This window comes from Pseudarthrobacter sp. S9, assembly GCF_050156545.1.
In the GTDB taxonomy this organism is placed as follows: domain Bacteria; phylum Actinomycetota; class Actinomycetes; order Actinomycetales; family Micrococcaceae; genus Arthrobacter.
This window is the reverse complement of the sequence record NZ_CP189576.1, coordinates 1,055,486-1,077,744: the sequence shown is the minus strand read 5'-3', so window position 1 is coordinate 1,077,744 and position 22,259 is coordinate 1,055,486. Positions and strand designations below refer to the sequence as shown.

The window sequence follows — 22,259 nt, the reverse complement described above, 5'->3', positions numbered from 1 at the left end:
TATGTCATTAAGTTGAACTGCCGGGCACACGCCGGCCGCCGGGATCAGTTCGCATAATTTCCGGGGTGTCTGATGTCCGGCAGCCGTCTGACCTTGCATTATCATAAGGGCACTCACCGGAACATTCCGGTGCATCGTGCGCGATTTGACATAAGCGCATGCCGAAACGCCGACCTTGCAGTCTTATGGGGACTAATGTCTGATCAGCTTGTCTTGCCGCGCTTGGACGCAGAAAGCGTCACGACCGAACAAAAGGGCGCGGTGCGGCGCCGCCAATGGGGAGCGGAGAGGCGTTCCGAGCCGCTGTCAATTGTTCATCCGAGGCCGTCCAGGCGCAAAATCATCCTTGGCCGTCTGGGCATTCTCACCACGCTGGCGGCGTGGATCAGTTATGTCATTTCCACGATCCTGAAAGAGCTCGCGGACAACCCGAATGCGGGTTTCAGGTTCCAGTTTGAGACGGTGTCCTATCTTGTCGTCGTAACATTCCTGACGTTTTCGGCATTAATGTACCTGATGGCCCGGCAAGGGGCCCTCTATCGTTTCCGGGACCACTCCCGCGTGCCCCGCGGCGAGCTGGACCGCCACTTCGCCGAGTACGCTGACGGCATCACGGTCCTGGTGCCGTCCTATGCCGAGGAGCCCCAGGTTGTGCGGGCCACGCTGTGGTCCGCCGCGCTGCAGGAGTTCCCGGACCTCAAGGTGGTACTGCTTCTTGACGATCCACCGCACCCGTCGGACCCGGCCGATCGTGCCAGGCTGGACAAGACCCGGGTCCTGACGGCGGAGATCGCCGCGGCCATGAGCGCACCGGCCGCGCGCTTCAACACCGCTCTGGCGGAATTCCGCCGCCGCGGAAAGACGCCGGTACCCAGCGAACCCGCCGAGCTGGCCCTGCTGATCGCCGAATACGAGACAGCCGCCGGGTGGCTTGAGTCGATGGCAGCGGCCGAGCAGGTGGAAGACCATGTGGACGAGTTCTTTGTGGACCTGGTGCTCATGGGGCTGGCCCGCGAGCTGCGCCTGGTGCTCCTGGGCCTGAACGCGGCGTTCGTGCAGCACGCCTCGCCGCCGCGTCCCCGGATCGAGGAGCTGTACCTGCGGCTGACCTGGATCTTCAACGTCTCCACCGAGACGTTCGAGCGCAAGAAGTACGCAAGCCTCTCCCACGAGGCCAACAAGGCCATGAACCTCAATGCCTACATTTCCCTGATGGGGCACTCCTGGAACAAGGAAACCACGGCCGACGGCGTGGTCCTGCGGAAGGTGGCGGACGACGTCGAGCCCGAGGGCCCGGGCCGGGTCCTGGAGGTCCGTGACACCACCTACGTCCTGACCCTCGACGCCGATTCGCTGCTGCTGCGCGACTACTGCCTGCGTCTGGTCTACTTCCTGGAATCGGCCGGAAACGAGCGGGTCGCCGTGACCCAGACGCCGTACTCCTCTTTCCGCGGGGCCCCCACCCGTATCGAGCGGGTAGCCGGAGCCACCACGGACCTGCAGCACATCCTCCACCAGGGCATGACCTACTACGGGGCGACGTTCTGGGTGGGCGCCAACGCAGTCATCCGGAAGGGCGCGCTGGAGGACATTGTGGAGGTGGAGAGCAGCGGCGGCTTCGAGATCCGGACCTACATCCAGGACCGCACTGTCATCGAGGACACCGAATCCAGCATCGATCTGGGCCAGCACGGCTGGACCCTGGTGAACTACCCGGAACGGCTGAGCTACAGCGCCACCCCGCCGGACTTCGGCTCGCTCGTGGTCCAGCGGCGGCGCTGGGCCAACGGCGGCCTGCTGATCCTGCCCAAGCTGTGGACCCAGCTCCGCCAGCACAGGTCCGAGCGGCGCGCGATCCTGTTCCGCGAGGTGTTGCTGAGGGTGAACTACATGGCATCCATCGCCTGGGCGAGCTTCGGCCTCCTCTTCCTGCTGGCGTACCCCTATGACAGCCGTCTGCTCAGCCCCATCGTGTTCCTCGCAGCCCTGCCCTACTTCCTGGCCATGGGCAGTGACCTGCGGGACTGCGGGCACCGCTTCAGCGACATCCTCCGGATCTACGGCTTCAACCTGGTGTTGCTGCCGGTGAACCTGGCCGGCGTCCTGAAATCGCTGCAGCAGGCTGTCACGGGCGACAAGATTCCCTTCGCGCGCACCCCCAAGGTCAAGGACCGCACTGCGGCGCCGGCCATCTACGTGCTGACGCCCTACGCGATCGTGGCGTTCTCCCTGCTGACGGTGTGGCGGGACGCGCACCTGGGAAACTGGGGCAACGTGGCCTTCGCCTCCCTCAACGCCGTTCTTGCCGCTGGCGCGATCCGCGCCTATATCGGAGTCTTCAACTCGGCGGTGGATGTATTCCTCGGAGTGGTCAACTGGCTCTACGTCAGTCCCCGGCCCAAGAAAGTGAAGGAGAGCCCTGTGATTGCCAAAGCAGCTGAGGAAGTCGACTGGGAGACGATTCTCTACCATGGCGACCGCCGACTGAACCGGGACCTCCGCGGTTCAACGGACCGCCGCCGTCGGATTGCGGTCCGTTGACCGTCGAAGCCCTGGCCGGGACCGACAAGAGACTGCCCGATCAGCATCCGGCTGCACCGGCGACCGCAAACGACGCCGGCATGGCTGACCCTGCCCGCCCTGGTGCGGCTGATACTGGTGCGGCTGATGTTGGTACGGCTGAACCCATCGGGGTACGCATGATCGACCCGGGAATCATCGAGGTCCTGCTGCCTGCCAACCAGGAGATCGCGGGGCCGGAGGCGCGTGTCGCACGAGCCGCGGTCCGCGCCCTCGCCAACGGGCGGCGTCTGCCGGTGTTGCTTGTGATCACCGGTGTGCTGGGTGTGAGCCTCGAGGCGCGGCAAGTTTACGCCGGCTCGATTGCGGCGGCCGCGTTCGCCCTCGTGGGCGAGAGTCCCGTGGACCGGGTCATCGCCCACTATCTTCTCCGGTCCAAGACCGAGACGATCCCTGCACAGTTCTTCACGTCTGAATCCGACGCAGTCGAGTGGTTAAGGCAGTACGCGAGTGAAGACTGATCCTCCGGACCCCCGGCTCCACGCCCTCGTGGAGGGCATCGTCCGGATCGCCGGAGGTGACCTGAGCACGAGGATCCCTCACTCCGGGGCCCGCGACGACGTCGCCGCCGTCATCGCAGGCATCAACCTGATGGCGGACGACCTGCAGACCATCTATCAGGAGCTCGAGGAACGGGTCGAGAGCCGCACGGCCATGCTGCGCGAGGCGCAGGTTGAACTTGAGCGCATGGCGCTGACGGACCCGCTGACACAACTCGCCAACAGGACGGCGCTGAACTCGGTGCTGAGTCATGCGCTGGCGGAGTCGTCGCGGGGCGAGATGCCCCCTGCCCTGCTGATCCTCGATCTTGATTCGTTCAAGGGCATCAACGACACTCTGGGACACAGCGCCGGGGACGATGTCCTGCGGGTGATCGGGCGCCGGTTGCAGGAATCCGTCCGCGAGACGGATACAGTGGCGCGCCTTGGCGGCGACGAATTCGCCGTCATGCTGCCCAAATCCAACCTCGTCCGGGCTCGGCGCGTAGCCAACAGAATCCTCAAGGCGCTCAACGAAAGCCTGGACGTCGGAGACCTGCGGATTACCTGCGGCACCAGCATCGGCCTGCGGATCGCGGAACCAGGACAGTCCGTCGACGACCTCGTCATGGAAGCCGATACTGCTATGTATGCCGCCAAGGCCCAGCCGCACGGCAGCATCAAGGTGTTTGAGCCTGCCTTGCTGTACGCACGGCGGCTGCAAAGCGTCATGATCACGGAAATGCGCGAAGCCATCCGCCAGGACCAGTTGACCCTGCATTACCAGCCGGTGGTGGAGCTGGCCACGGGCAGGGTCGAAGGCGTCGAAGCACTGGTGCGGTGGAACCATCCGGAACGGGGACTCCTGATGCCGGACCAGTTCATCCCGCTGGCCGAAGAGACCGGCATGATCGTGGATTTGGGCCACTGGGTCCTATGCAATGCCGTGCGTCAGCTGCGGCACTGGCAGCAGGAGCTGCAGGTGGACAGCAGCTTCAACGTCCGTGTCAACATCTCAACGACGGAACTGCAGAACCTGGAGCTCATCGAACACGTCCGCGACATCCTCCGGGAGACAGGCGTGGATGCCTCGAACCTGATTGTGGAGCTGACTGAGTCCATGGCCGTCAACGGCGGGGACGTGGACCAGTATTCCCTGAACGGGCTGCGGCGCCTCGGCGTGCAGCTTGAGATTGATGATTTTGGGACCGGCTACTCCTCCATCAGCTACCTCCGCAAGCTGCCAGTGAACGTGGTCAAGATCGACCGGAGCCTGATCAGCGGCTTGGGTACCGACGAGGAACAAGGAAACTTTGTGGCCGCGGTACTGCATCTGATCCACGCGTGTGGCCTCAAGGCCTTGGCCGAAGGCATTGAGACGGCGGAACAGGCGGAGGTGCTGACCCGGATGGGTTGCGCCAGCGGCCAGGGCTACTATTTTGGCCGGCCTGCCCCGGCGGCGGACATCGTGGCATTGTTCAGTCCTGGGGATCGGGGTCCGGGGTAGCGGCCGACGTTGCCGTCAGCGGCTACGTCGCCAGCAGCGGGTACAACAACAAACGGCGGGTGTCGGAATCAACTTCCGATACCCGCCGTCTGTAATTGCTGTCTCCGTCAGTTCTTCGGAGTGGAGTTCGGCCACCAGCCCACTGCCACGACCGAGCCCTGCCCGGAGTTTTCACCGCTTGCCGATACTGCGGCAGTGGCGGAAAGGCCCGCGGCAGCCAGCGCACCGGCGACGAGGAGTGTTGCGAGAGTTTTCTTCATTAAGGACTCCTGATACGTAAGAGGCTGATGTGACACGTGTGATACAAGTTCAGTATAGGGGCATGCGACACGCCGTTGTATAAGAATTTTGTCAGGAATCAAGAAAGCCGTGATATTCGCGCGAACCTGCGCTGATGCTGAGCGAACATTGCGCAGGTCTTTCTTGCGCGATTTGTACGATTCCGCTCCCGTGACAACGGATAATTGAGTTATGCCACACAACTCCGTCTCACCGTTGTATGCCACCGCCGAACTGCAGGCACACGAGCACCGGACAAAGCATGCATTCGTCGACGCAGCCAGCAGCGCCCAAAACGCCGCGGAGATTGCCCTCAAGGCGGGTGACTCGGACTCGTGGTGGAACATGACGTTCGTCCAGGCGGAAAATCTCTTGGACGCTGAGGACTTTGACGAATGTGCCGATCTTGCCGCCAGCTTGGTCAACGGACCTCGCGCAACTACTGAGCGACATGCCCAAGCACGCACATTCATCTTATTGGCCAAGGCCAGGCAGGGTGCCGGACTGCTTGAACAAGCAGCTGACGCTGCCCGGATGGCCGCCGGCCTTCTGGAAGGTGACCCCGACGTCGAGACAAACGTCAAGGCCCGGCAGGCGCTAATTGCGGCCCTCGCAGATAGTGGTCGGCTCGAGGAGGCTTGGGCGGAGAGCCTCATGCTGGCAGACGTCATCTCGGCCGAAGTCGATGATCAACTGCTCGGCAAGGGCTACTGGGTTATCGGGAATGTGGCTTTTCTCTGCAACAAAGTTCAAGAGGGGCTGCACTACCATGAGCTCGCGGCCGCGACTTTTTCACCAGCGAGAAACCTCGACATCTGGGCGAAATTCAACAAGGCATCGGCAGCCATGCGGCTTGCGGCCGACGTAGCTGACGCCGACACACTTCGCTGCATCGAACGGGCGGAACTGGCCACGGACGTTATCGGAGGAACTGCGAACGATTACCTGCTGATGAGACTGAACCGCGGCCACTGGAACTTCCTGGCCGGTGACCCGAAGGCGGCGATCGAACTTCTCGAGGGTGTCTGCGCCGACGCGGACAAGCCTTTGCCCCAGATTCTGGGGGAGGCGTGCCTGCTGCTGGGGCGGTCACATGCTGCCATGGGAAACCGTTCCTCGGCCCGGGAGCACCTGCTCAAGTCCGCCGATCACTTCGAGATGGCAGGCGCCCAGCAGCGTGCTGACCAGGCCCGTGAGTTCCCCACAGCCGTGTCCTGACACTGCAGCCGTGTCCTGACACCCGGATACAAGTGAGCATGCCCTCCGTTACCGTCCAAGAATGGACATAACGGGAATATGTCCAGCGGCCAGGCCTAGGGCTGGGCATGTCCCGTGGCCGGAGCGGCCGACGTGGGAATATGTCCAGTGGCGCGGACTAGGTCTGGGCATGTCCCGTGGCCGGAGCGGCCGCGGCAGCCTTCCGGCCGAGCAACACAGCCATGCCGCCAGCCACCAGACTCAGTACCAGCAGCACCCAGCCCGCCACGGTGAGCCCGGACGCCAACGCGACCTGGCCGGCGTCGACGGCGTCGGCGGACATCATCGCGTCGATCACCGCGTTGCCCCAGAGGCGCACGCCGGCAAAGAGCAGCGGCACTGCCCACAGCGCCCAGCGCAGCGGTTTTCGTGCCACGTTGGTTCCGATCAGCAGCAGCCAGCTGAAACCGAATATCAGCGGGAACAGGGTGCCCGCGGTCTTGTGGACGTAGTTGAGCTGCCCCCGGGCGTCGGAGTCCATGGCGGCGCGCAATTTCTCCACGAATCCCTGGTCAAAGCCGCCGATCAGCGAATCCGGCATGGCCAGGCCGCCGGACAGCTGCGTGAGCTGGTTCAAGGTGAGGAGATGGAGGTACCAGAAGAGGAACAGGCTGGCCACGGCGCCGGCAATCAGGATCAGATTGCTGTTGTTCTGCGCCTTCTGCGGGGTCCGGCTGGTGCTGGGGTTGATCACCGCAGGCAGATGGTGCTGGGGGACGGCTGCCTTGGCGCCGTGCTTCTTGATCCGCTGTGCAGGTGTCTTGGCCATGGCTCCATTATCGTCGGTTTCCGGCCGCGTCTGCGCCGCTCGGGCCGCCGCCCTGCTGTTCACTGTCCGGCTGTTCACTGTTGCGGGGCGCCGATAGTCTGGAGTGCGTGACCGAACTCGGCAGAAATGAACTTGGTAGAAATGAACCAGGCAGAAATGAACCAGGCAGAAATGAACCAGGCAGAAATGAACTTGGCAGACACCGGCTTGGCCGGCACAGCACCGCTGAACTGAACCCCGCGCTGGATGACTACCAGCTCGCCGAGGCCTTGGTCCGCGAGGCCGGCACTCTGGCGCTGCTGATGCGGCAGGCGGGGCTCGAGGGCCGGCAGAAGACGTCCGTCTCGGATGTTGTCACAGCAGCCGACCACGCCGCCGAGGCCTACGTGCTGGAACAGCTCCAGCGCTGCCGCCCCGATGACGGCATCCTGGGCGAAGAGGGCGCCTCCGTGGCGGACACCAGCGGCCGGACCTGGGTCATCGATCCCGTCGACGGGACATACAACTTCCTGCACGGATCCACCTATTGGTGCTCGGCGATTGCCCTCAAGGATTCGTCCGGTGCGGTGCTCGGAGCCGTCTTCCAGCCGGAGGAGGACAAGCTCTGGCTCGGCGGGACATCTCGGGTCGCAACGCTCAACGGGGAACGGCTGACCACCTTCATGCCCGGCAATTCCGGGGGCATGGGCCGATCGGACACTCCGGTTTCCGAACTCGGCGCCGCCACCTACATCCACCCGACCTGGCTCGCAGACCCGGTGTGCGCCATGCCCTGGCACGCGGCCGCGACCTCGGCGGCCGCCCTGCGCATGTTCGGGTCGGGCTCCTGCGACCTCGGCCGGGTGGCCGACGGAGAGCTGGGCTGCTGGTTCCAGCACAGCTGCCCGGAATGGGACTGGCTACCCGGCAAAGCGATCGTCCTGGCGGCCGGTGGTGCGGCCGACGTCGTGCGTGTCAACGGACTCGACTGGTTCGTCGCAGGAGGCACGACGGCGGTGGGGCAGCTGCGTGCCGCGCTCGAGTCAGGCTCCGTCGGCTAAGTTCCGCCGGCCACCTGATTCCCCGTGGGACATGCCCATTCTTCGCGGCGAGGAGTGGGCATATGGGCCATATGTCTAGTGGTGGCGGACAGGGGAGGGCATATCCACGCGGGGCTTCATGGGCCACGGGACATACCCATTCGTGGGGGGAGGATCGCGCGGAGGAATGGGACATGCTCATTCATGGCGGGAGCGCCCCCGCGGGACATGCCCATTCTTCGCCGCGAGGACTGGGCATATGGGCCATATGTCCAGCGGTGGCAGCCAGGGGAGGGCATGTCCTCCCGGGGCTTCATAGGCCACGGGACATACCCATTCATGGAGGGAGCGCCCCCGCGGGACAAGCTCATTCTTCGCGGCGAGGAGTGGGCATATGGGCCATATGTCCAGTGGCGGCAGCAAGGGGAGGGCATGTCCCGAGGGGGCGGACGCCACTGTCAGTAGCACCGCCTAGACTTATATACACCATGGACATGTTGTTTGACCCTTACGCCGACGGACCCTTCCAAGCTGCCTCCAAGACGGCGGCGCCCACCAAATCGCCCGCCTGGCCGTTTGCCGGAACCTCTGCCGGATCACCCGCCGGGAACGGAATGGCAGCCCTCGACCTCGCCGCCAACATGGGTGCAAACGGGTCAAACGGAGGGGATTGGGACCGTCCGCAGCTCCCGACGGCGGCCGAGCTCCTGGAGGGGCTGAACCCGCCGCAGGAGGAAGCCGTCAAGCACACCGGCAGCGCCCTGTTGATCGTGGCCGGCGCCGGTTCGGGCAAGACGCGCGTCCTCAGCAACCGGATCGCCTACCTGATCGCCACGGGCCGGGCGCATCACGGCGAGATCCTGGCCATCACCTTCACCAACAAGGCCGCGGCCGAAATGCGGGAGCGGATCGAGGCGCTGGTCGGCGGCCGAGCCAAGACCATGTGGATATCCACCTTCCACTCCTCCTGCGTCCGGATCCTGCGCCGCGAGGCCAAGAACGTCGGGCTGAACTCCAATTTCTCCATCTACGATTCCGCGGATTCGCTGCGTCTGATCACGCTCGTGGCGAAGAACCTGGACCTCGATCCCAAGCGGTTTGCGCCCAAGGCCATCCAGCACAAGATCTCGGCGCTCAAGAACGAGCTGATCGACGACGAATCCTACGCCTCCAGTGCCAACTACAACGACCCCTTCGAACAGGCGGTCGCCGAGGTCTTCAAGGGCTACTCCCAGCGCCTGCGCCAGGCGAACGCCATGGACTTCGACGACCTCATCGCGCAGACCGTCTACATGTTCCGCGCCTTCCCGGCACTCGCGGATTCCTACCGGCGCCGTTTCCGGCACGTCCTCGTGGACGAGTACCAGGACACCAACCACGCCCAGTACGCCCTGGTCCGCGAGATCGTGGGCGAGGGTCCCGGCGCGGCCGAGCTCACCGTCGTCGGCGATTCGGACCAGTCCATCTACGCCTTCCGCGGCGCCGATATCCGGAACATCGTCGAGTTCGAGAAGGACTATCCGGACGCCCGCACAATCAAACTTGAGCAGAATTACCGCTCCACCCAGACAATCCTCAGCGCCGCCAACTCGGTGATCTCGCGCAACCCCAACCGGCCGGAGAAGCGGCTCTGGACGGCGGAAGGCGACGGCGAGAAGATTGTCGGCTACGTCGGCGAGAACGAGCACGACGAGGCCCAGTTCATCGCCAAGGAAATTGACCGGCTGCAGGACGAGGGCAACCTCCGCCCGGGCGACGTCGCGATCTTCTACCGCACCAACGCCCAGTCCCGCTCCATCGAGGACGTCCTGGTCCGCGTCGGGCTGCCCTACAAGGTGGTCGGCGGCACCCGCTTCTACGAGCGCAAGGAAATCAAGGACGCCCTCGCCTACCTGCGGGTGCTCGTCAACCCGGACGACGACGTCAACCTGCGCCGGATCCTGAACGAGCCCAAGCGGGGCATCGGAGACCGTGCCGAGGGCGCCGTCGCTGCCCTCGCGGAGCGCGAACGCACCTCCTTCATGACCGCCGCCCGCCGCGCGGACGAGGCCCCCGGCATGGCCACCCGGTCCGTCAACGCCGTGCTGGGCTTCGTGAAACTGCTTGACGACCTCGCCGAGGTCGCCTCCGGCTCCGGCGCGGCCGCCGCCCTGGAAGCCGTCCTGGAACAGACCGGGTACCTGGCCGGGCTGCGCTCCAGCACTGATCCGCAGGATGAATCCCGGGTGGAGAACCTCGCGGAACTGGTCGCTGTCGTGCGTGAATACGAACGCGACAACCCCGAGGGCTCCTTGGGCGCCTTCCTGGAGCAGGTGTCCCTCGTGGCCGACGCCGACCAGATCCCGGACGCGCCGGGGGGTGATATCGATGCCGCCGTCGCCGAGGCCAAGCGCCTGGGCGTCGTCACGCTGATGACGCTGCACACTGCCAAGGGACTTGAGTTCCCGGTGGTGTTCCTCACCGGCATGGAACACGGGCTGTTCCCGCACCAGCGCTCGGCGACGGACCCCAAGGAACTGGCCGAGGAACGCCGGCTGGCCTACGTCGGCCTGACCCGTGCCCGGAAGCGCCTCTACCTGACCCGCTCCGAGGTGCGCAGCATGTGGGGCCAGAGCCAGTACAACCCGGCCAGCCAGTTCATCGAGGAAATCCCGGAAGAGCTGGTGGAGTGGAAGCGCGAAGGAACGAGCCGGCAGGTCAGCGGCTGGGGGAGCGGAGCGCCGATCGGTTCCAGCCGGTACGGAGGGTCGTTCTGGGGTGCCGGCACTGCACGCGGCGCGGCCGCCGGCCCGTCCGCCGGGTTCAATGCCGATGTCCCGGCCGCCGTCGCGAAGAACCGGGTGCAGCCGCAGAAGGAAGTCGTCGCGGTCAGCGTGGGGGACAAGGTCAACCACACCAGTTTCGGCAACGGCACGGTGCTGGCTGTTGAAGGTGCAGGGGACAAGACGGTGGCAAAGGTGAAGTTCGACGTCGGCGAGAAGCGGCTGCTGCTGCGCTATGCGCCGCTGACCAAGCTGGACTCCTAGGACCGCCAGCGCCGGTGCCGGCCTGTTCCAGCCCGGCGGGCGGCCGCAGCGCGTGCCTGGAACAGGAAAAACCCGGTGGCGGCAGACGTTGTGGCTGCGGGTCGGGACGCATACAGTCGTGTCAGAAGCGTCGCGGCCGCCATCCTCCTGCCGCACCTCCATCGAAGGAGCACCCGCGTGAAGATTCTGCTGGCGAGCCAGGCCATTGCGGGCCACTTCAACCCGATGACGGGCATTGCCGTGCGCCTGGCCGATGCCGGGCATGAGGTGGCCTGGTACACGGGTGGGGTGTTCGGCAGGAAGCTCCAGGGGCTGGGCATCCGGCATTTTCCGTTTGACCGGGCCATTGAGCACACCGCCGACAACCTCGGCGAACTTTATCCGGAGAGGGTCCGGCTGAAGGGCCCCGCAGCCATACGCTTTGACCTCGAACGGCTCTTTGCCAGCAACACGAGCAGTTTCTTCGAAGACATCCGGGACATCCATGACCAGTTTCCGTTCGACGCCATTGTCGTGGACGGCTCAATGTTGGTCCAGAGGCTGGTTTCGACCATCCTGCGCAAACCGGTCGTCAGTTTCTTTGCGATCGGCAACATGGAAAGCGACCCCTTGGTCCCGCCGATGTTCTTCGGCTTTTTGCCGGCCCGGACGCTGCCCCAGAAACTGCTCCATGCCGGTGCCCGGCTGGTATCGGAACAGCTGGTCCTTAAACCCGCCCGCGTCAGCTACACAAAGCACCTGGAACACTACGGCCTCCGCACGTCAAGGCGCGGACCAATCACCGATGAAACTTACAGGTGGTCGGACGCCGTGATTCAGACAGGGAGCGCGTCGCTGGACTTCCCCCGCCGGATCGCCAATCCCAAGGTGCGGTACGTCGGCGCCCTGCTTCCCTACCGCGCGAAAGCGGTACCGGACGCTTTCTCCGCGGAACGTCCGCGGCAAAATTCCCGCACCGTGGTGGTCACCCAGGGGACCGTGGACAACAAGGACCACGGCAAGCTCATTGTTCCGGCCATCGAGGCGCTAAAGGATATGGACGCCCTTGTAATTGTGGCCACGGGAGGGGTCGGAACCCGGGAACTGAGGCAGCGCTACCTCCTGCCCAACGTGGTGGTAGAAGACTTCGTCGACTTTGACAAGGCGTTCGCCTCCACGGACGTGTTTATCACCAACGGCGGTTTTGGCGGAGTGCTCCTGAGCCTGTCACACGGTGTGCCGGTTATTGCTGCGGGAATCAATGAGGGCAAGAGCGACGTGAACGCGCGGGTTGAATACGCGGGCGTTGGCATCAACCTGAGGACCGAGTCGCCCAGCGCCGAAGCCCTAGCCGCCGCCGTGCAGAAGGTCTTCTCGGATCCTGCCTGGAAGGCCCGCGCACAGGCCATGCGCGAGCAGTTTGAAGCCGAGGACAGCGCGGGCGCCGCCGTTGAAGTCATCGAAGGCGCCGTCCGGGCGGCGGAAACCGCGGGCACCAGCGCTGGGTGAACGTGCGACGACGGCGTGGCCTGCGGCGACGTGCCCGCCGGCGTGGAGTTTTTGGTGTCGCGGGACCGTTACGAACTAATTTCCGACGGCGGCAAAGCGACCTCCGCGACGCCGGCGAGGCCCCAAAAAGCCCGTAATCTAGCGGTTTTTCTACGCTCAATAGAATAGTGTCCTTACTCACATAACGGGTACTCTGGGACGGGCTGGTCCAAAGGAAGGACTAGAGTTCCGGAAGGAGCATTGCGCCGTGTGGCTCGTTTCCAAGCTTGTCGCAGGGTGCGTTTATTCCGCAGCCCGGTAACCGCGAGAACGTGGGGTCCGGCTGTACAGAAACTACTTCGACGTAGAAGGACACTAAACCGTGGACCTGTTTGAATATCAGGCGCGCGATATGTTCGAGGCGCACGGTGTACCCGTGCTTGCTGGCATCGTGGCGCACACCCCTGAAGAAGCAAAGGCAGCTGCCGAGAAAATCGGCGGCGTTACTGTCGTAAAGGCGCAGGTCAAGGCCGGAGGCCGCGGCAAGGCCGGCGGTGTCAAGGTCGCGAAGACCGCTGACGAGGCGTTTGAACACTCCACCAACATCCTCGGCATGGACATCAAGGGCCACACCGTCAACACGGTGATGATTGCCCAGGGTGCGGATATCGCCGAGGAATACTACTTCTCCGTCCTGCTGGACCGGGCCAACCGCAACTACCTGGCCATGTGCTCGGTTGAAGGCGGCATGGAAATCGAGCAGCTCGCCGTCGAGCGCCCCGAAGCCCTGGCCAAGATCGCGATCGATCCGGCCGTCGGCATCGACCAGGCCAAGGCCGACCAAATCGTCGCCGCCGCCGGCTTCGCCGAGGAACTGCGCGGCAAGGTCGCCGCCGTCATCCTGAAGCTCTGGGACGTTTTCAAGAAGGAAGACGCCACCCTGGTGGAGGTCAACCCGCTGGTCAAGACCGGCGCCGGTGACATCGTTGCCCTTGACGGCAAGGTCTCCCTCGACGAGAACGCGGACTTCCGCCACCCCAAGCACGCGACCCTTGAAGACAAGGACGCCGCTGACCCGCTCGAGGCCAAGGCCAAGGCGCAGGACCTCAACTACGTCAAGCTGGACGGCGAAGTCGGGATCATCGGCAATGGCGCCGGCCTGGTCATGTCCACCCTGGACGTCGTTGCCTACGCCGGTGAAAACCACGGCAACGTCAAGCCCGCCAACTTCCTGGACATCGGCGGTGGAGCGTCCGCCGAGGTCATGGCTGCCGGCCTCGACGTCATTCTGGGCGACCCGCAGGTCAAGTCCGTCTTCGTCAACGTCTTCGGCGGCATCACCGCCTGTGACGCCGTGGCCAAGGGCATCGTTGGCGCATTGGCCGAACTGGGCCACTCCGCGAACAAGCCGCTGGTAGTCCGCCTCGACGGCAACAACGTTGAGGAAGGCCGCCGCATCCTGGCCGAGGCCAACCACCCGCTGGTTACCCTGGCCGCCACCATGGACGAGGGCGCCGACAAGGCTGCCGAGCTCGCCAACGCAGCGAAGTAAAGGGACCAGCTATGTCTATTTATCTGAACAAAGACTCCAAGGTCATCGTCCAGGGCATCACCGGCGGCGAAGGCACCAAGCACACCGCCCTCATGCTGAAGGCGGGCACCAACATCGTTGGCGGCGTCAACGCGCGCAAGGCCGGCACCACGGTCCTGCACGGCGACAACGAAATCACCGTTTTCGGCACCGTCAAGGAAGCCATGGCCGAGACCGGCGCTGACGTTTCCATCGTCTTCGTGCCGCCGGCCTTCACGAAGGACGCCGTCGTCGAAGCCATCGAGGCCGGCATCGGCCTGGTCGTCGTCATCACCGAAGGCGTGCCGGTTCAGGACTCTGCCGAGTTCTGGGCACTGGCGCAGTCCAAGGTCGACGCCGACGGCAAGCAGGTCACCCGCATCATCGGACCGAACTGCCCCGGCATCATCACCCCGGGCGAGGCCCTCGTCGGCATCACCCCGGCGAACATCACGGGCAAGGGCCCTATCGGCCTTGTCTCCAAGTCGGGCACCCTGACCTACCAGATGATGTATGAACTGCGCGACCTCGGCTTCTCCACCGCCATCGGCATCGGCGGCGACCCGGTCATCGGCACCACCCACATCGACGCCCTGGCGGCCTTCGAGGCTGACCCGGAGACGAAGGCGATCGTCATGATCGGCGAAATCGGCGGCGACGCCGAAGAGCGTGCAGCCGACTACATCAAGGCCAACGTCACCAAGCCGGTTGTCGGCTACGTGGCAGGCTTCACCGCTCCGGAGGGCAAGACCATGGGCCACGCAGGCGCCATCGTCTCCGGTTCGGCGGGCACCGCACAGGCCAAGAAGGAAGCCCTCGAGGCTGCCGGCGTCAAGGTCGGCAAGACGCCCTCCGAGACCGCCAAGCTCCTGCGCGAAGTCTTCGCAGCCCTCTAGGCCCGAAGCAGCACAGCACCAAAACAACGCGGGGTCACACACGGCCCATTCCACTCGGTGGGATGGGCTCGAGGTGACCCCGCGTTGCTGGTTTAAGTACGACGGCGGCCGGGCGCCTTCCCCGCGGAGGCGGCCGGCCGCCGTCGTGCTGTATTTCTCCGCGGCCGAATACCGGCCGTTGGACCTTCTTTAGACCTTTGCTCCGCTGAGGAGCTCCTCGAGCCGTTCGTAGCCTTCCGACATGCCGCCCTCCATGCCGGACTGCGCCATCCCGTCGCGCGCCTCCATGCTGGGATAGACCCCATGCCCGCGCAGCCGGCAGCGCCCGGCGCCGAGGTCTTCGAAGGTCATGAACTCGATGCTTACGACGTCCGGGTAGCCGTCGAATTCGAAGGTCTGGATGGCGAAGTCGTTCTCGCGGACCGTGTGGAAAACGCCGTTGAAGGCGTACGGGATCCCGTCCGGCCCAGTGTGCTGGTACCGGTAGCTGCCGCCGGTCTTGAAGTCGTAGTGGTCGATGCTCATGGTCATGCGCCGCGGGCCGAGCCACTGCGCGATCAGTTCGGGCTCCTTGTGGGCCCGGAAAACCTCGGCGACGGGAAAATCGAATTCCCGCTCAAAGTCGATGAAGGGCAGCCCCTCAGGGACCGTGAGTTTCAGTGCGTTGCTCATGATGCGTCCTTTTCCTGATTGCCGCTCGCCGCGGCGCGGGTTTGGAGCACGGCGTCGAGGCTGCGGAACTGCCCCTCGCGGACCAGCCGGTACTGGTCGATCCATGCGGTGAGCGCCTCCAGCCGTGCGGGGTTCAGGTGGACGGGCCGGCGCTGCGCGTCACGCGTGCGGGTGACAAGCTGTGCCTGCTCGAGGACCTGGATGTGTTTCGAGACCGCCTGCTTGGTGATCGCGAAAGGTTCCGCCAGTTCGTTGACAGTTGCAGGGCCCCGGCTGAGCCGGGAGATGATGCGGCGACGGACGGGATCGGCAAGGGCCAGGAAGGCCGCGTCGAGCTGCTCGTCGTCGCTGGAATCCATGTGGTCGGGCACCTCCTTATGAAGCTCCAGCAGTCAATCAGAAGTGATCAATCAGCACTAGTCAATCAAAACGTTTATCAATCTCTTGGTTGTTAACGCTACGCCTGACGCCGCGCCTGCGCAATGCCCGTGCCCCTTGTGCTGCCCAAATTAAGTTTGTTAGTATGTCAGGACAAACTATCGAAGGAGTAGCAAATGCCCCTCGTACGAATCGACGTCAACCAGGGCCGCAGCCCTGAACAGCTCCGCGCGCTCAGCCAAGGTATCCATGACGCCATCCTGGCCCAATATGGCATCCCGGAACGGGACTACTTCCACGTACTGACCGAGCATCCGCAGGGGCAGATTTTCGCCCAGGATGCCGGCCTCGGCTTCGAGCGCACGCCCGACGTGGTGATGATCCAGATCTTCACGCAGGGCGGCCGCAGCCAGGAGGCCAAACAGTCCTTGTTCGCCGCCATTGCCGGGAGGCTGGCCGACCTCGGGATTGCCGGTGAGGACGTGTTCATCGGCTACCTCGAGAACACCGCCGGGGACTGGTCCTTCGGGTTCGGCCGGGCCCAGTACGTCACCGGCGAGCTCGCCGTTCCCGGGAAATAGCGCCCGGCTTCACCTTCCGGAACACCCGGCGCCGGTCCCATTCAGGCGCCCTTTGGTCGCACCGTGGCAAGTTGTAAATATGTCAGTACAAACCTTTGACAGGACATGAATTCTAGGGCAAAGTAGTGGATGTGGTCCGGCTCACGCGGGACCGCCAATCAACGGAGCTCCAGCTGTGTAGAGGTACAGAGTTCACATGAGAAAGGTCCACGATCACCGTGACCCACGAACTGCTCACGATCGGGCGCATCAGCGTTGATATCTACCCGAACGACATCGGGGTGGATCTGGAGGATGTCACGTCCTTCGGAAAGTACCTTGGTGGATCCCCGTCCAATGTGGCTGTCGCCGCTGCCCGGCATGGACGCCGCACCGGGGTGATCACCCGCACCGGTGACGACGCCTTCGGCAGGTACTTGCACCGCGAACTGCGCAAGTTCAACGTGGACGACTCTTTCGTCACCGCCGTCAAGGAATGGCCCACTCCCGTCACCTTCTGCGCCATCAAGCCGCCGGAAGATTTCCCGCTCTACTTCTACCGGTTCCCCACCGCACCGGATCTGCAGATCAAGGCCGAAGAACTGGACCTCGGCGCCATCCGGGACGCCGGAATCTTCTGGTCCACCGTGACCGGACTCTGTCAGGAGCCGAGCCGCGAGGCGCATCTGAAAGCCCATGAGGCCCGGCCGCGCACCGGCCTGAAGCAGGGTCAGTACACCATCCTGGACCTCGACTACCGCCCGATGTTCTGGGCCTCCGAAGAAGAAGCCCGCACCCAGGTCGCCAAGATCCTCCCGCAGGTCACGGTCGCGATCGGCAATGACAAAGAGTGTGCCGTTGCTGTCGGCGAAGGCACCCCCGACGAGCAGGCAGACAGGCTCCTTGCCGCCGGTGTGGAAATCGCCGTCGTCAAGCTCGGCCCCGAGGGCGTGATGGCCAAGACCCGCACCGAACGAGTCGTGTCCGCACCCGTCCCGGTGGAAACCGTCAACGGACTGGGGGCGGGCGACTCCTTCGGCGGAGCCTTCTGCCACGGACTGCTGTCCGGCTGGCCGCTGGCCGAGATCCTCGATTTCGCCAACGCGGCCGGCGCCATCGTGGCGTCCCGCTTGTCCTGCGCGGACGCCATGCCGACGCCGGAGGAAGTCACCTCGTTGCTGGCCGAGCGGGGCCGCCTCGCGCCTGGCCAGTTCCTCCCCGGTCAGCACGCCCCCGAAGGAGCAGCACTGTGACTCGCGATTCCGTTTCCTCAGCAACGACGCCGTCAACCATCACGGCGGATGACGACCCCCGCCGCTACGCGCACCTCAGCACGATCCGCCTGGAGGATCCGGATGCCATCGCCCGCGCGGCGAAGGCCCGCCGCCGCCATCCCGGCCTCAAGTACGGCCAGCAGAACTTCATTGTGGCCGCCGACCACCCGGCGCGCGGCGCCCTCGCCGTGGGGAACGATCCCGTGGCCATGGCGGACCGCCGCCAGCTGTTGGACCGTCTCCAGATTGCGCTGGCCAATCCGCTCGTTGATGGCGTCCTGGCCTCCCCGGACATCATGGACGATCTGCTCCTGCTGGGTGCGCTCGACGGGAAGCTGGTTTTCGGTTCGATGAACCGCGGCGGGCTCTCCGGTCTGGTCAATGAGTTCGATGACCGCTTCACCGGGCACACGGCCGCCGCACTCGTTGCCCTCGGCGCCGACGGCGGCAAGATGCTGACCCGGATCTGCCTCGGCGACCCGGACACCGTTGCCACCCTCGAGGCCACGGCCAAGGCCATCGATTCGCTGGCCGAACGCAAGCTGATCGCTATGGTGGAGCCCTTCCTGTCCGTCCGCGAGAACGGCAAGGTCCGCAACGACCTCTCGGCCAACGCCGTGATCAAGTCCATTGCCATCGCTGAGGGGCTCGGCTCCACAAGCGCCTACACCTGGATGAAGGTGCCGGTCGTGGCCGACATGGAGCGCGTCATGGCGGCCACCACCCTGCCCACCGTGCTGCTTGGCGGGGACCCGGACAGCAGCCCGGATGAGGTTTTCGCCGGCTGGGAAGCTGCATTGGCTCTTCCCGGCGTCCAGGGCCTGACCGTGGGCCGGACGCTGTTGTACCCGCAGGACGGCGACGTCGCCGGCGCAGTGGCAACCGCAGCCTCCCTCCTGAGCCGCACCGCAGGCAGCCGCACCGAAACCACCCGCATCGCAGAAGCATCGGAGTAGCCCCATGTCATCAGCAACACGCAGAATGACAGTCGCCCAGGCCGTGGTCGAATACCTGTCCAAGCAGTACACCGTCGATTCGATCGGCGGCCAGGACTACCGCGAACGGCTGATCCCGGGCACCTTCGGCATCTTCGGCCACGGCAATGTTGCCGGCGTCGGCCAGGCCCTGAAGCAGTACCAGGCCGCAGACCCCACGATCATGCCGTACTACCAGGGCCGCAACGAACAGGCCCAGGTGCACCAGGCCGTGGGCTACGCACGCCACACCCGCCGCCGCCAGACGTTCGCGATCAGCACCTCGATCGGCCCGGGTTCCACCAACCTGCTCACGGGAGCGGCACTGGCCACCACCAACCGGCTTCCCGTGCTGCTACTGCCCAGCGATACCTTCGCCACCCGCGCGGCCGACCCCGTGCTGCAGCAGCTGGAACGCCCCGACGCGTACGACGTCACCGTCAACGACGCCTTCCGGCCGCTGTCCCGCTTCTTCGACCGGGTCTCCCGCCCGGAGCAGCTGTTCTCCGCCTTCCACCACGGGCTGCGCGTCTTGACGGATCCGGCCGAAACCGGCGCCGTCACCATCTCGCTGCCCCAGGACGTCCAGGCCGAGGCGTTCGACGTCCCCGAGGAATTCCTCGCCGAACGCGAATGGCGGATCCGCCGCCCCGACGCCGACGACGACGACATCCGCCGCGCCGCCGACGCCATCCGCGCCGCAAAGCGGCCGCTGATCATCGCCGGCGGCGGCGTCCTCTACGCCTACGCTAACGATGAACTGGCCAGGTTCGTGGAGCTGACCGGCATCCCGGTAGGTAACACGCAGGCCGGCGTCGGGGTCCTCCCATGGGACCACCCGCTCTCCCTCGGCGCCATCGGCTCCACCGGCACGACGGCGGCCAACGCCATCGCCGCCGGTGCGGACCTCATCATCGGCATCGGCACGCGCTACGAGGACTTCACCACCGCGTCCCGGACGGCGTTCCAGAACCCTGACGTGAAGTTCATCAACATCAACGTCGCCCCCATCGACGCATACAAGCACGGCACCGCGCTGCCGATCGTCGCGGACGCCCGCAAGGCCCTGGTCAAGCTGAACCAGGCGCTCGGCGGCTACCGCGTCGGGGCGGACCTGGAACAGGCGATCGCGGCGGAGAAGACCCGCTGGAACGCTACGGTGGATGAAGCCTTCGATACCCGGTTCACGCCGCTGCCGGCCCAGAACGAGATCATCGGCGCCACAAACCGGGCCATGGACACCCAGGATGTCGTCATCTGCGCCGCAGGGTCCCTCCCCGGGGACCTGCACAAGATGTGGCGCGTCCGTGACCCCTTCGGCTACCACGTGGAATATGCCTACTCCTGCATGGGCTACGAGATCCCGGGCGGCCTCGGCGTGAAGCGCGCCGCACTTGCGGAAGCCGCAGCGGGCGGCGAGCAGCGCGACGTCGTCGTCATGGTGGGGGACGGCTCGTACCTGATGATGCACACCGAACTCGTCACCGCCGTCGCCGAGCGGATCAAGCTGATCGTCGTCCTGATCCAGAACCACGGCTACGCCTCTATCGGCTCGCTCTCCGAGTCCCTCGGTTCCCAGCGTTTCGGCACCCAGTACCGCGCGCTGGACGAGGAACACCACAGCTTCGACGAAGGCGAGCGGCTCCCCGTGGACCTGGCCCTCAACGCCGAAAGCCTCGGCGTGAAGGTGATCCGGATCGAACCGGGGGAGAAGGTCATCGCCGAGCTCGAGCAGGCCATCCGCGACGCCAAGGCGGCGCCCGAAAGGGGCGGCCCGATCCTCATCCATGTCGAATCCGACCCGCTGCTGGATGCCCCCGGCTCCGAGTCCTGGTGGGACGTTCCGGTCTCCCAGGTCTCGGAGCTCGACTCCACCCAGCAGGCCTTCAAGACCTACACCGACCACAAGAACCGCCAGCGCAAGCTGCTGGGCTGACCCGTTCAGTAACAGACCAAGGAAGTCCACTATTATGTCGACGACGACCACCACCAAGACCATCCACCACTTCATCAACGGCGCCGAGACTGCCGGCGAAGGCGACCGCACCCAGCCCGTCTACAACCCCGCCACCGGCGCCGTTTCCGCAGAGCTGCGGCTGGCCAGCAGGGCTGATCTGGACGCTGCCGTTGCGGCTGCCAAGGCGGCTGCCGTCAGCTGGGGCGATATCTCCCTGGCCAAGCGCACCGGCGTCCTCTTCAAGTTCCGGGAGCTCGTGGCAGCGCACGTCGACGAGCTCGCCGAGCTGATCACGGCCGAGCACGGCAAGGTGCTTTCCGACGCCAAGGGCGAGATCGGCCGCGGCCTTGAGGTGATCGAGTTCGCCTGCGGCATCCCGCAGCTGCTCAAGGGCGACTACTCGGACCAGGTCTCCACCGGGATCGACGTCTTCTCCTTCCGCGAACCGCTCGGCGTCGTCGCCGGCATCACGCCGTTCAACTTCCCGGTCATGGTCCCGCTGTGGATGGCCCCGATGGCCATCGCCACCGGCAACGCCTTCATCCTGAAGCCCTCCGAACGCGATCCCTCCGCCTCGATGCTGCTGGCCAAGCTGTGGAAGCAGGCCGGCCTGCCCGACGGCGTGTTCCAGGTCCTGCACGGCGGCAAGGAAACCGTTGAAGGCTTGCTGACCCACCCGGACGTGGACGGCATTTCCTTCGTCGGCTCCACCCCGATCGCCCAGTACGTCCACGAGACCGCGACGGCCCACGGCAAGCGCGTCCAGGCACTGGGCGGGGCGAAGAACCACGCGATCATCATGCCCGACGCCGATCTTGACAACGCCGCCGACCACCTCGCCGCCGCCGCCTTCGGTTCCGCCGGCGAACGCTGCATGGCCATCTCCGTTGCTGTCGCCGTCGGCGACGCCGCAGACCTCCTGGTCAAGAAGGTCGAGGAGCGTGCCCTGGCCGTCAAGGTAAGCAACGGCACCGAGCCCGATGCCGAAATGGGACCGGTCATCACCCCGGCCTCCAAGGACCGCATTATCCGGATCGTCACCGAAGCCGAGCAGGCCGGTGCCGTCATGGTGGTGGACGGCCGCGACCTGGTGGTCCCGGGCCACGAGGAAGGCTTCTGGGTGGGCCCCACCGTCCTGGACCACGTCAAGGCGGAGATGACCGCCTACACCGAGGAGATCTTCGGACCCGTCCTCGTGGTGGTCCGGGTGGACGACCTCGATGCAGGCATCGCCCTGATCAACTCCAACCCCTACGGCAACGGCACCGCGATCTTCACCTCCTCCGGCGCCAACGCCCGCAAATTCCAGCGCTCCGTCACCGTCGGCATGATCGGCATCAACGTGCCCCTGCCCGTGCCGGTGGCCTACCACTCCTTCGGCGGCTGGAAGGCCTCGATGTTCGGCGACAAGCACATCTACGGACCGGAAGGCGTCTCCTTCTACACCCGCGGCAAGGTAGTCACCTCCCGCTGGCCGGAGCCGACCCACGCATCCGGCGCCTCCTACAACTTCCCGTCCAACTAGCCTCTCCCACCAACACGATCGATTGCTCCGTAGGCGCCGTTTTGAGCGTCCATAAGGGCACCTGCGGAGC

Annotated in this window: 18 protein-coding genes; 14 read left to right on the top strand and 4 right to left on the bottom strand. The window is 65.1% G+C overall.

The features are described 5' to 3' along the window. The first annotated feature begins 195 nt into the window (after positions 1–195). The 3 genes from ACQCSY_RS05015 (at position 196) to ACQCSY_RS05005 (ending at position 4,566) form a co-directional block, all read left to right on the top strand. On the top strand, positions 196–2,541 hold the full coding sequence (locus tag ACQCSY_RS05015) for a glycosyltransferase family 2 protein (RefSeq protein WP_427133703.1): 2,346 nt from the start codon (positions 196–198) through the stop codon (positions 2,539–2,541). A 158-nt stretch (positions 2,542–2,699) separates the two neighbouring features. Beyond that, positions 2,700–3,041 carry a hypothetical protein gene (locus ACQCSY_RS05010; protein ID WP_427133701.1) on the top strand — a complete coding sequence of 114 codons (342 nt, stop codon included), beginning with the start codon at positions 2,700–2,702 and terminating at the stop codon, positions 3,039–3,041. Then, positions 3,031–4,566, top strand: coding sequence for a putative bifunctional diguanylate cyclase/phosphodiesterase (locus ACQCSY_RS05005; RefSeq protein ID WP_427133699.1), 1,536 nt, complete (start codon positions 3,031–3,033; stop codon positions 4,564–4,566). Before ACQCSY_RS05010 ends, ACQCSY_RS05005 begins: the two co-directional genes overlap by 11 nt. Positions 4,567–4,673: 107 nt before the next feature. Here ACQCSY_RS05005 and ACQCSY_RS05000 read toward each other — a convergent pair whose 3' ends face one another. Then, complete coding sequence (locus ACQCSY_RS05000; protein WP_427133697.1) at positions 4,674–4,826, bottom strand: hypothetical protein; 153 nt, start codon at positions 4,824–4,826, stop codon at positions 4,674–4,676. Between the two features lie 211 nt (positions 4,827–5,037). Here ACQCSY_RS05000 and ACQCSY_RS04995 point away from each other — a divergent pair, with 211 nt between their 5' ends. After that, positions 5,038–6,063: a hypothetical protein gene (locus ACQCSY_RS04995; RefSeq protein WP_427133695.1), complete on the top strand. Its 1,026-nt coding sequence runs from the start codon at positions 5,038–5,040 to the stop codon at positions 6,061–6,063. 157 nt (positions 6,064–6,220) lie between these two features. Here the strand turns inward: ACQCSY_RS04995 and ACQCSY_RS04990 are convergent, their stop codons facing one another. Then, entirely contained in the window at positions 6,221–6,871 is a 651-nt protein-coding gene (locus ACQCSY_RS04990) for a hypothetical protein (protein ID WP_427133693.1), read from the bottom strand. Positions 6,872–7,113: 242 nt separating this feature from the next. On the opposite strand from ACQCSY_RS04990, the gene ACQCSY_RS04985 reads away from it, so the two are divergent. The 5 genes from ACQCSY_RS04985 (at position 7,114) to sucD (ending at position 14,849) form a co-directional block, all read left to right on the top strand. Further along, entirely contained in the window at positions 7,114–7,911 is a 798-nt protein-coding gene (locus ACQCSY_RS04985; protein WP_427135687.1) for an inositol monophosphatase family protein, read from the top strand. A gap of 473 nt (positions 7,912–8,384) precedes the next feature. Then, entirely contained in the window at positions 8,385–10,916 is a 2,532-nt protein-coding gene (gene pcrA, locus ACQCSY_RS04980) for a DNA helicase PcrA (RefSeq protein WP_427133691.1), read from the top strand. Between the two features lie 177 nt (positions 10,917–11,093). Then, on the top strand, positions 11,094–12,404 hold the full coding sequence (locus ACQCSY_RS04975) for a glycosyltransferase (RefSeq protein ID WP_427133689.1): 1,311 nt from the start codon (positions 11,094–11,096) through the stop codon (positions 12,402–12,404). A 361-nt stretch (positions 12,405–12,765) separates the two neighbouring features. Next, positions 12,766–13,935, top strand: a complete 1,170-nt coding sequence (gene sucC / locus ACQCSY_RS04970; RefSeq protein ID WP_427133687.1) for an ADP-forming succinate--CoA ligase subunit beta — start codon at positions 12,766–12,768, stop codon at positions 13,933–13,935. Between the two features lie 11 nt (positions 13,936–13,946). Further along, positions 13,947–14,849, top strand: coding sequence for a succinate--CoA ligase subunit alpha (gene sucD / locus ACQCSY_RS04965; RefSeq protein WP_427133685.1), 903 nt, complete (start codon positions 13,947–13,949; stop codon positions 14,847–14,849). Between the two features lie 189 nt (positions 14,850–15,038). Here sucD and ACQCSY_RS04960 read toward each other — a convergent pair whose 3' ends face one another. Next, a complete protein-coding gene (locus ACQCSY_RS04960) occupies positions 15,039–15,521 on the bottom strand; it encodes an SRPBCC family protein (protein WP_427133683.1) in 483 nt (160 codons plus the stop codon). After that, complete coding sequence (locus tag ACQCSY_RS04955) at positions 15,518–15,880, bottom strand: ArsR/SmtB family transcription factor (RefSeq protein ID WP_427133681.1); 363 nt, start codon at positions 15,878–15,880, stop codon at positions 15,518–15,520. Before ACQCSY_RS04955 ends, ACQCSY_RS04960 begins: the two co-directional genes overlap by 4 nt. Positions 15,881–16,075: 195 nt before the next feature. Between ACQCSY_RS04955 and ACQCSY_RS04950 the strand changes: the two genes are divergently transcribed. From ACQCSY_RS04950 to ACQCSY_RS04930, 5 genes are all read left to right on the top strand, one after another. After that, entirely contained in the window at positions 16,076–16,480 is a 405-nt protein-coding gene (locus tag ACQCSY_RS04950; protein WP_427133679.1) for a tautomerase family protein, read from the top strand. 218 nt (positions 16,481–16,698) lie between these two features. Beyond that, positions 16,699–17,712: a 5-dehydro-2-deoxygluconokinase gene (iolC, locus tag ACQCSY_RS04945; RefSeq protein ID WP_427133677.1), complete on the top strand. Its 1,014-nt coding sequence runs from the start codon at positions 16,699–16,701 to the stop codon at positions 17,710–17,712. 38 nt (positions 17,713–17,750) lie between these two features. After that, entirely contained in the window at positions 17,751–18,689 is a 939-nt protein-coding gene (locus ACQCSY_RS04940; RefSeq protein ID WP_427135685.1) for a Cgl0159 family (beta/alpha)8-fold protein, read from the top strand. A 4-nt stretch (positions 18,690–18,693) separates the two neighbouring features. Then, positions 18,694–20,643 (top strand): 3D-(3,5/4)-trihydroxycyclohexane-1,2-dione acylhydrolase (decyclizing), encoded by a 1,950-nt coding sequence (gene iolD, locus ACQCSY_RS04935; protein ID WP_427133675.1) that lies wholly within the window; start codon positions 18,694–18,696, stop codon positions 20,641–20,643. Positions 20,644–20,677: 34 nt separating this feature from the next. Next, a complete protein-coding gene (locus ACQCSY_RS04930) occupies positions 20,678–22,189 on the top strand; it encodes a CoA-acylating methylmalonate-semialdehyde dehydrogenase (protein WP_427133673.1) in 1,512 nt (503 codons plus the stop codon). The last annotated feature ends 70 nt before the right edge of the window (positions 22,190–22,259 follow it).

Bases quoted from the DNA above. Each gene is read 5' to 3' on its own strand.
- ACQCSY_RS04955 (WP_427133681.1), bottom strand. From the start codon at position 15,880: ATGGATTCCAGCGACGACGAGCAGCTCGACGCGGCCTTCCTGGCCCTT.
- iolD (WP_427133675.1), top strand. From the start codon at position 18,694: ATGTCATCAGCAACACGCAGAATGACAGTCGCCCAGGCCGTGGTCGAA.
- ACQCSY_RS05000 (WP_427133697.1), bottom strand. From the start codon at position 4,826: ATGAAGAAAACTCTCGCAACACTCCTCGTCGCCGGTGCGCTGGCTGCC.
- ACQCSY_RS05010 (WP_427133701.1), top strand. From the start codon at position 2,700: ATGATCGACCCGGGAATCATCGAGGTCCTGCTGCCTGCCAACCAGGAG.
- ACQCSY_RS04960 (WP_427133683.1), bottom strand. From the start codon at position 15,521: ATGAGCAACGCACTGAAACTCACGGTCCCTGAGGGGCTGCCCTTCATC.
- ACQCSY_RS04990 (WP_427133693.1), bottom strand. From the start codon at position 6,871: ATGGCCAAGACACCTGCACAGCGGATCAAGAAGCACGGCGCCAAGGCA.
- ACQCSY_RS04995 (WP_427133695.1), top strand. From the start codon at position 5,038: ATGCCACACAACTCCGTCTCACCGTTGTATGCCACCGCCGAACTGCAG.
- ACQCSY_RS05015 (WP_427133703.1), top strand. From the start codon at position 196: ATGTCTGATCAGCTTGTCTTGCCGCGCTTGGACGCAGAAAGCGTCACG.
- pcrA (WP_427133691.1), top strand. From the start codon at position 8,385: ATGTTGTTTGACCCTTACGCCGACGGACCCTTCCAAGCTGCCTCCAAG.
- sucD (WP_427133685.1), top strand. From the start codon at position 13,947: ATGTCTATTTATCTGAACAAAGACTCCAAGGTCATCGTCCAGGGCATC.
- ACQCSY_RS04950 (WP_427133679.1), top strand. From the start codon at position 16,076: ATGCCCCTCGTACGAATCGACGTCAACCAGGGCCGCAGCCCTGAACAG.
- ACQCSY_RS04930 (WP_427133673.1), top strand. From the start codon at position 20,678: ATGTCGACGACGACCACCACCAAGACCATCCACCACTTCATCAACGGC.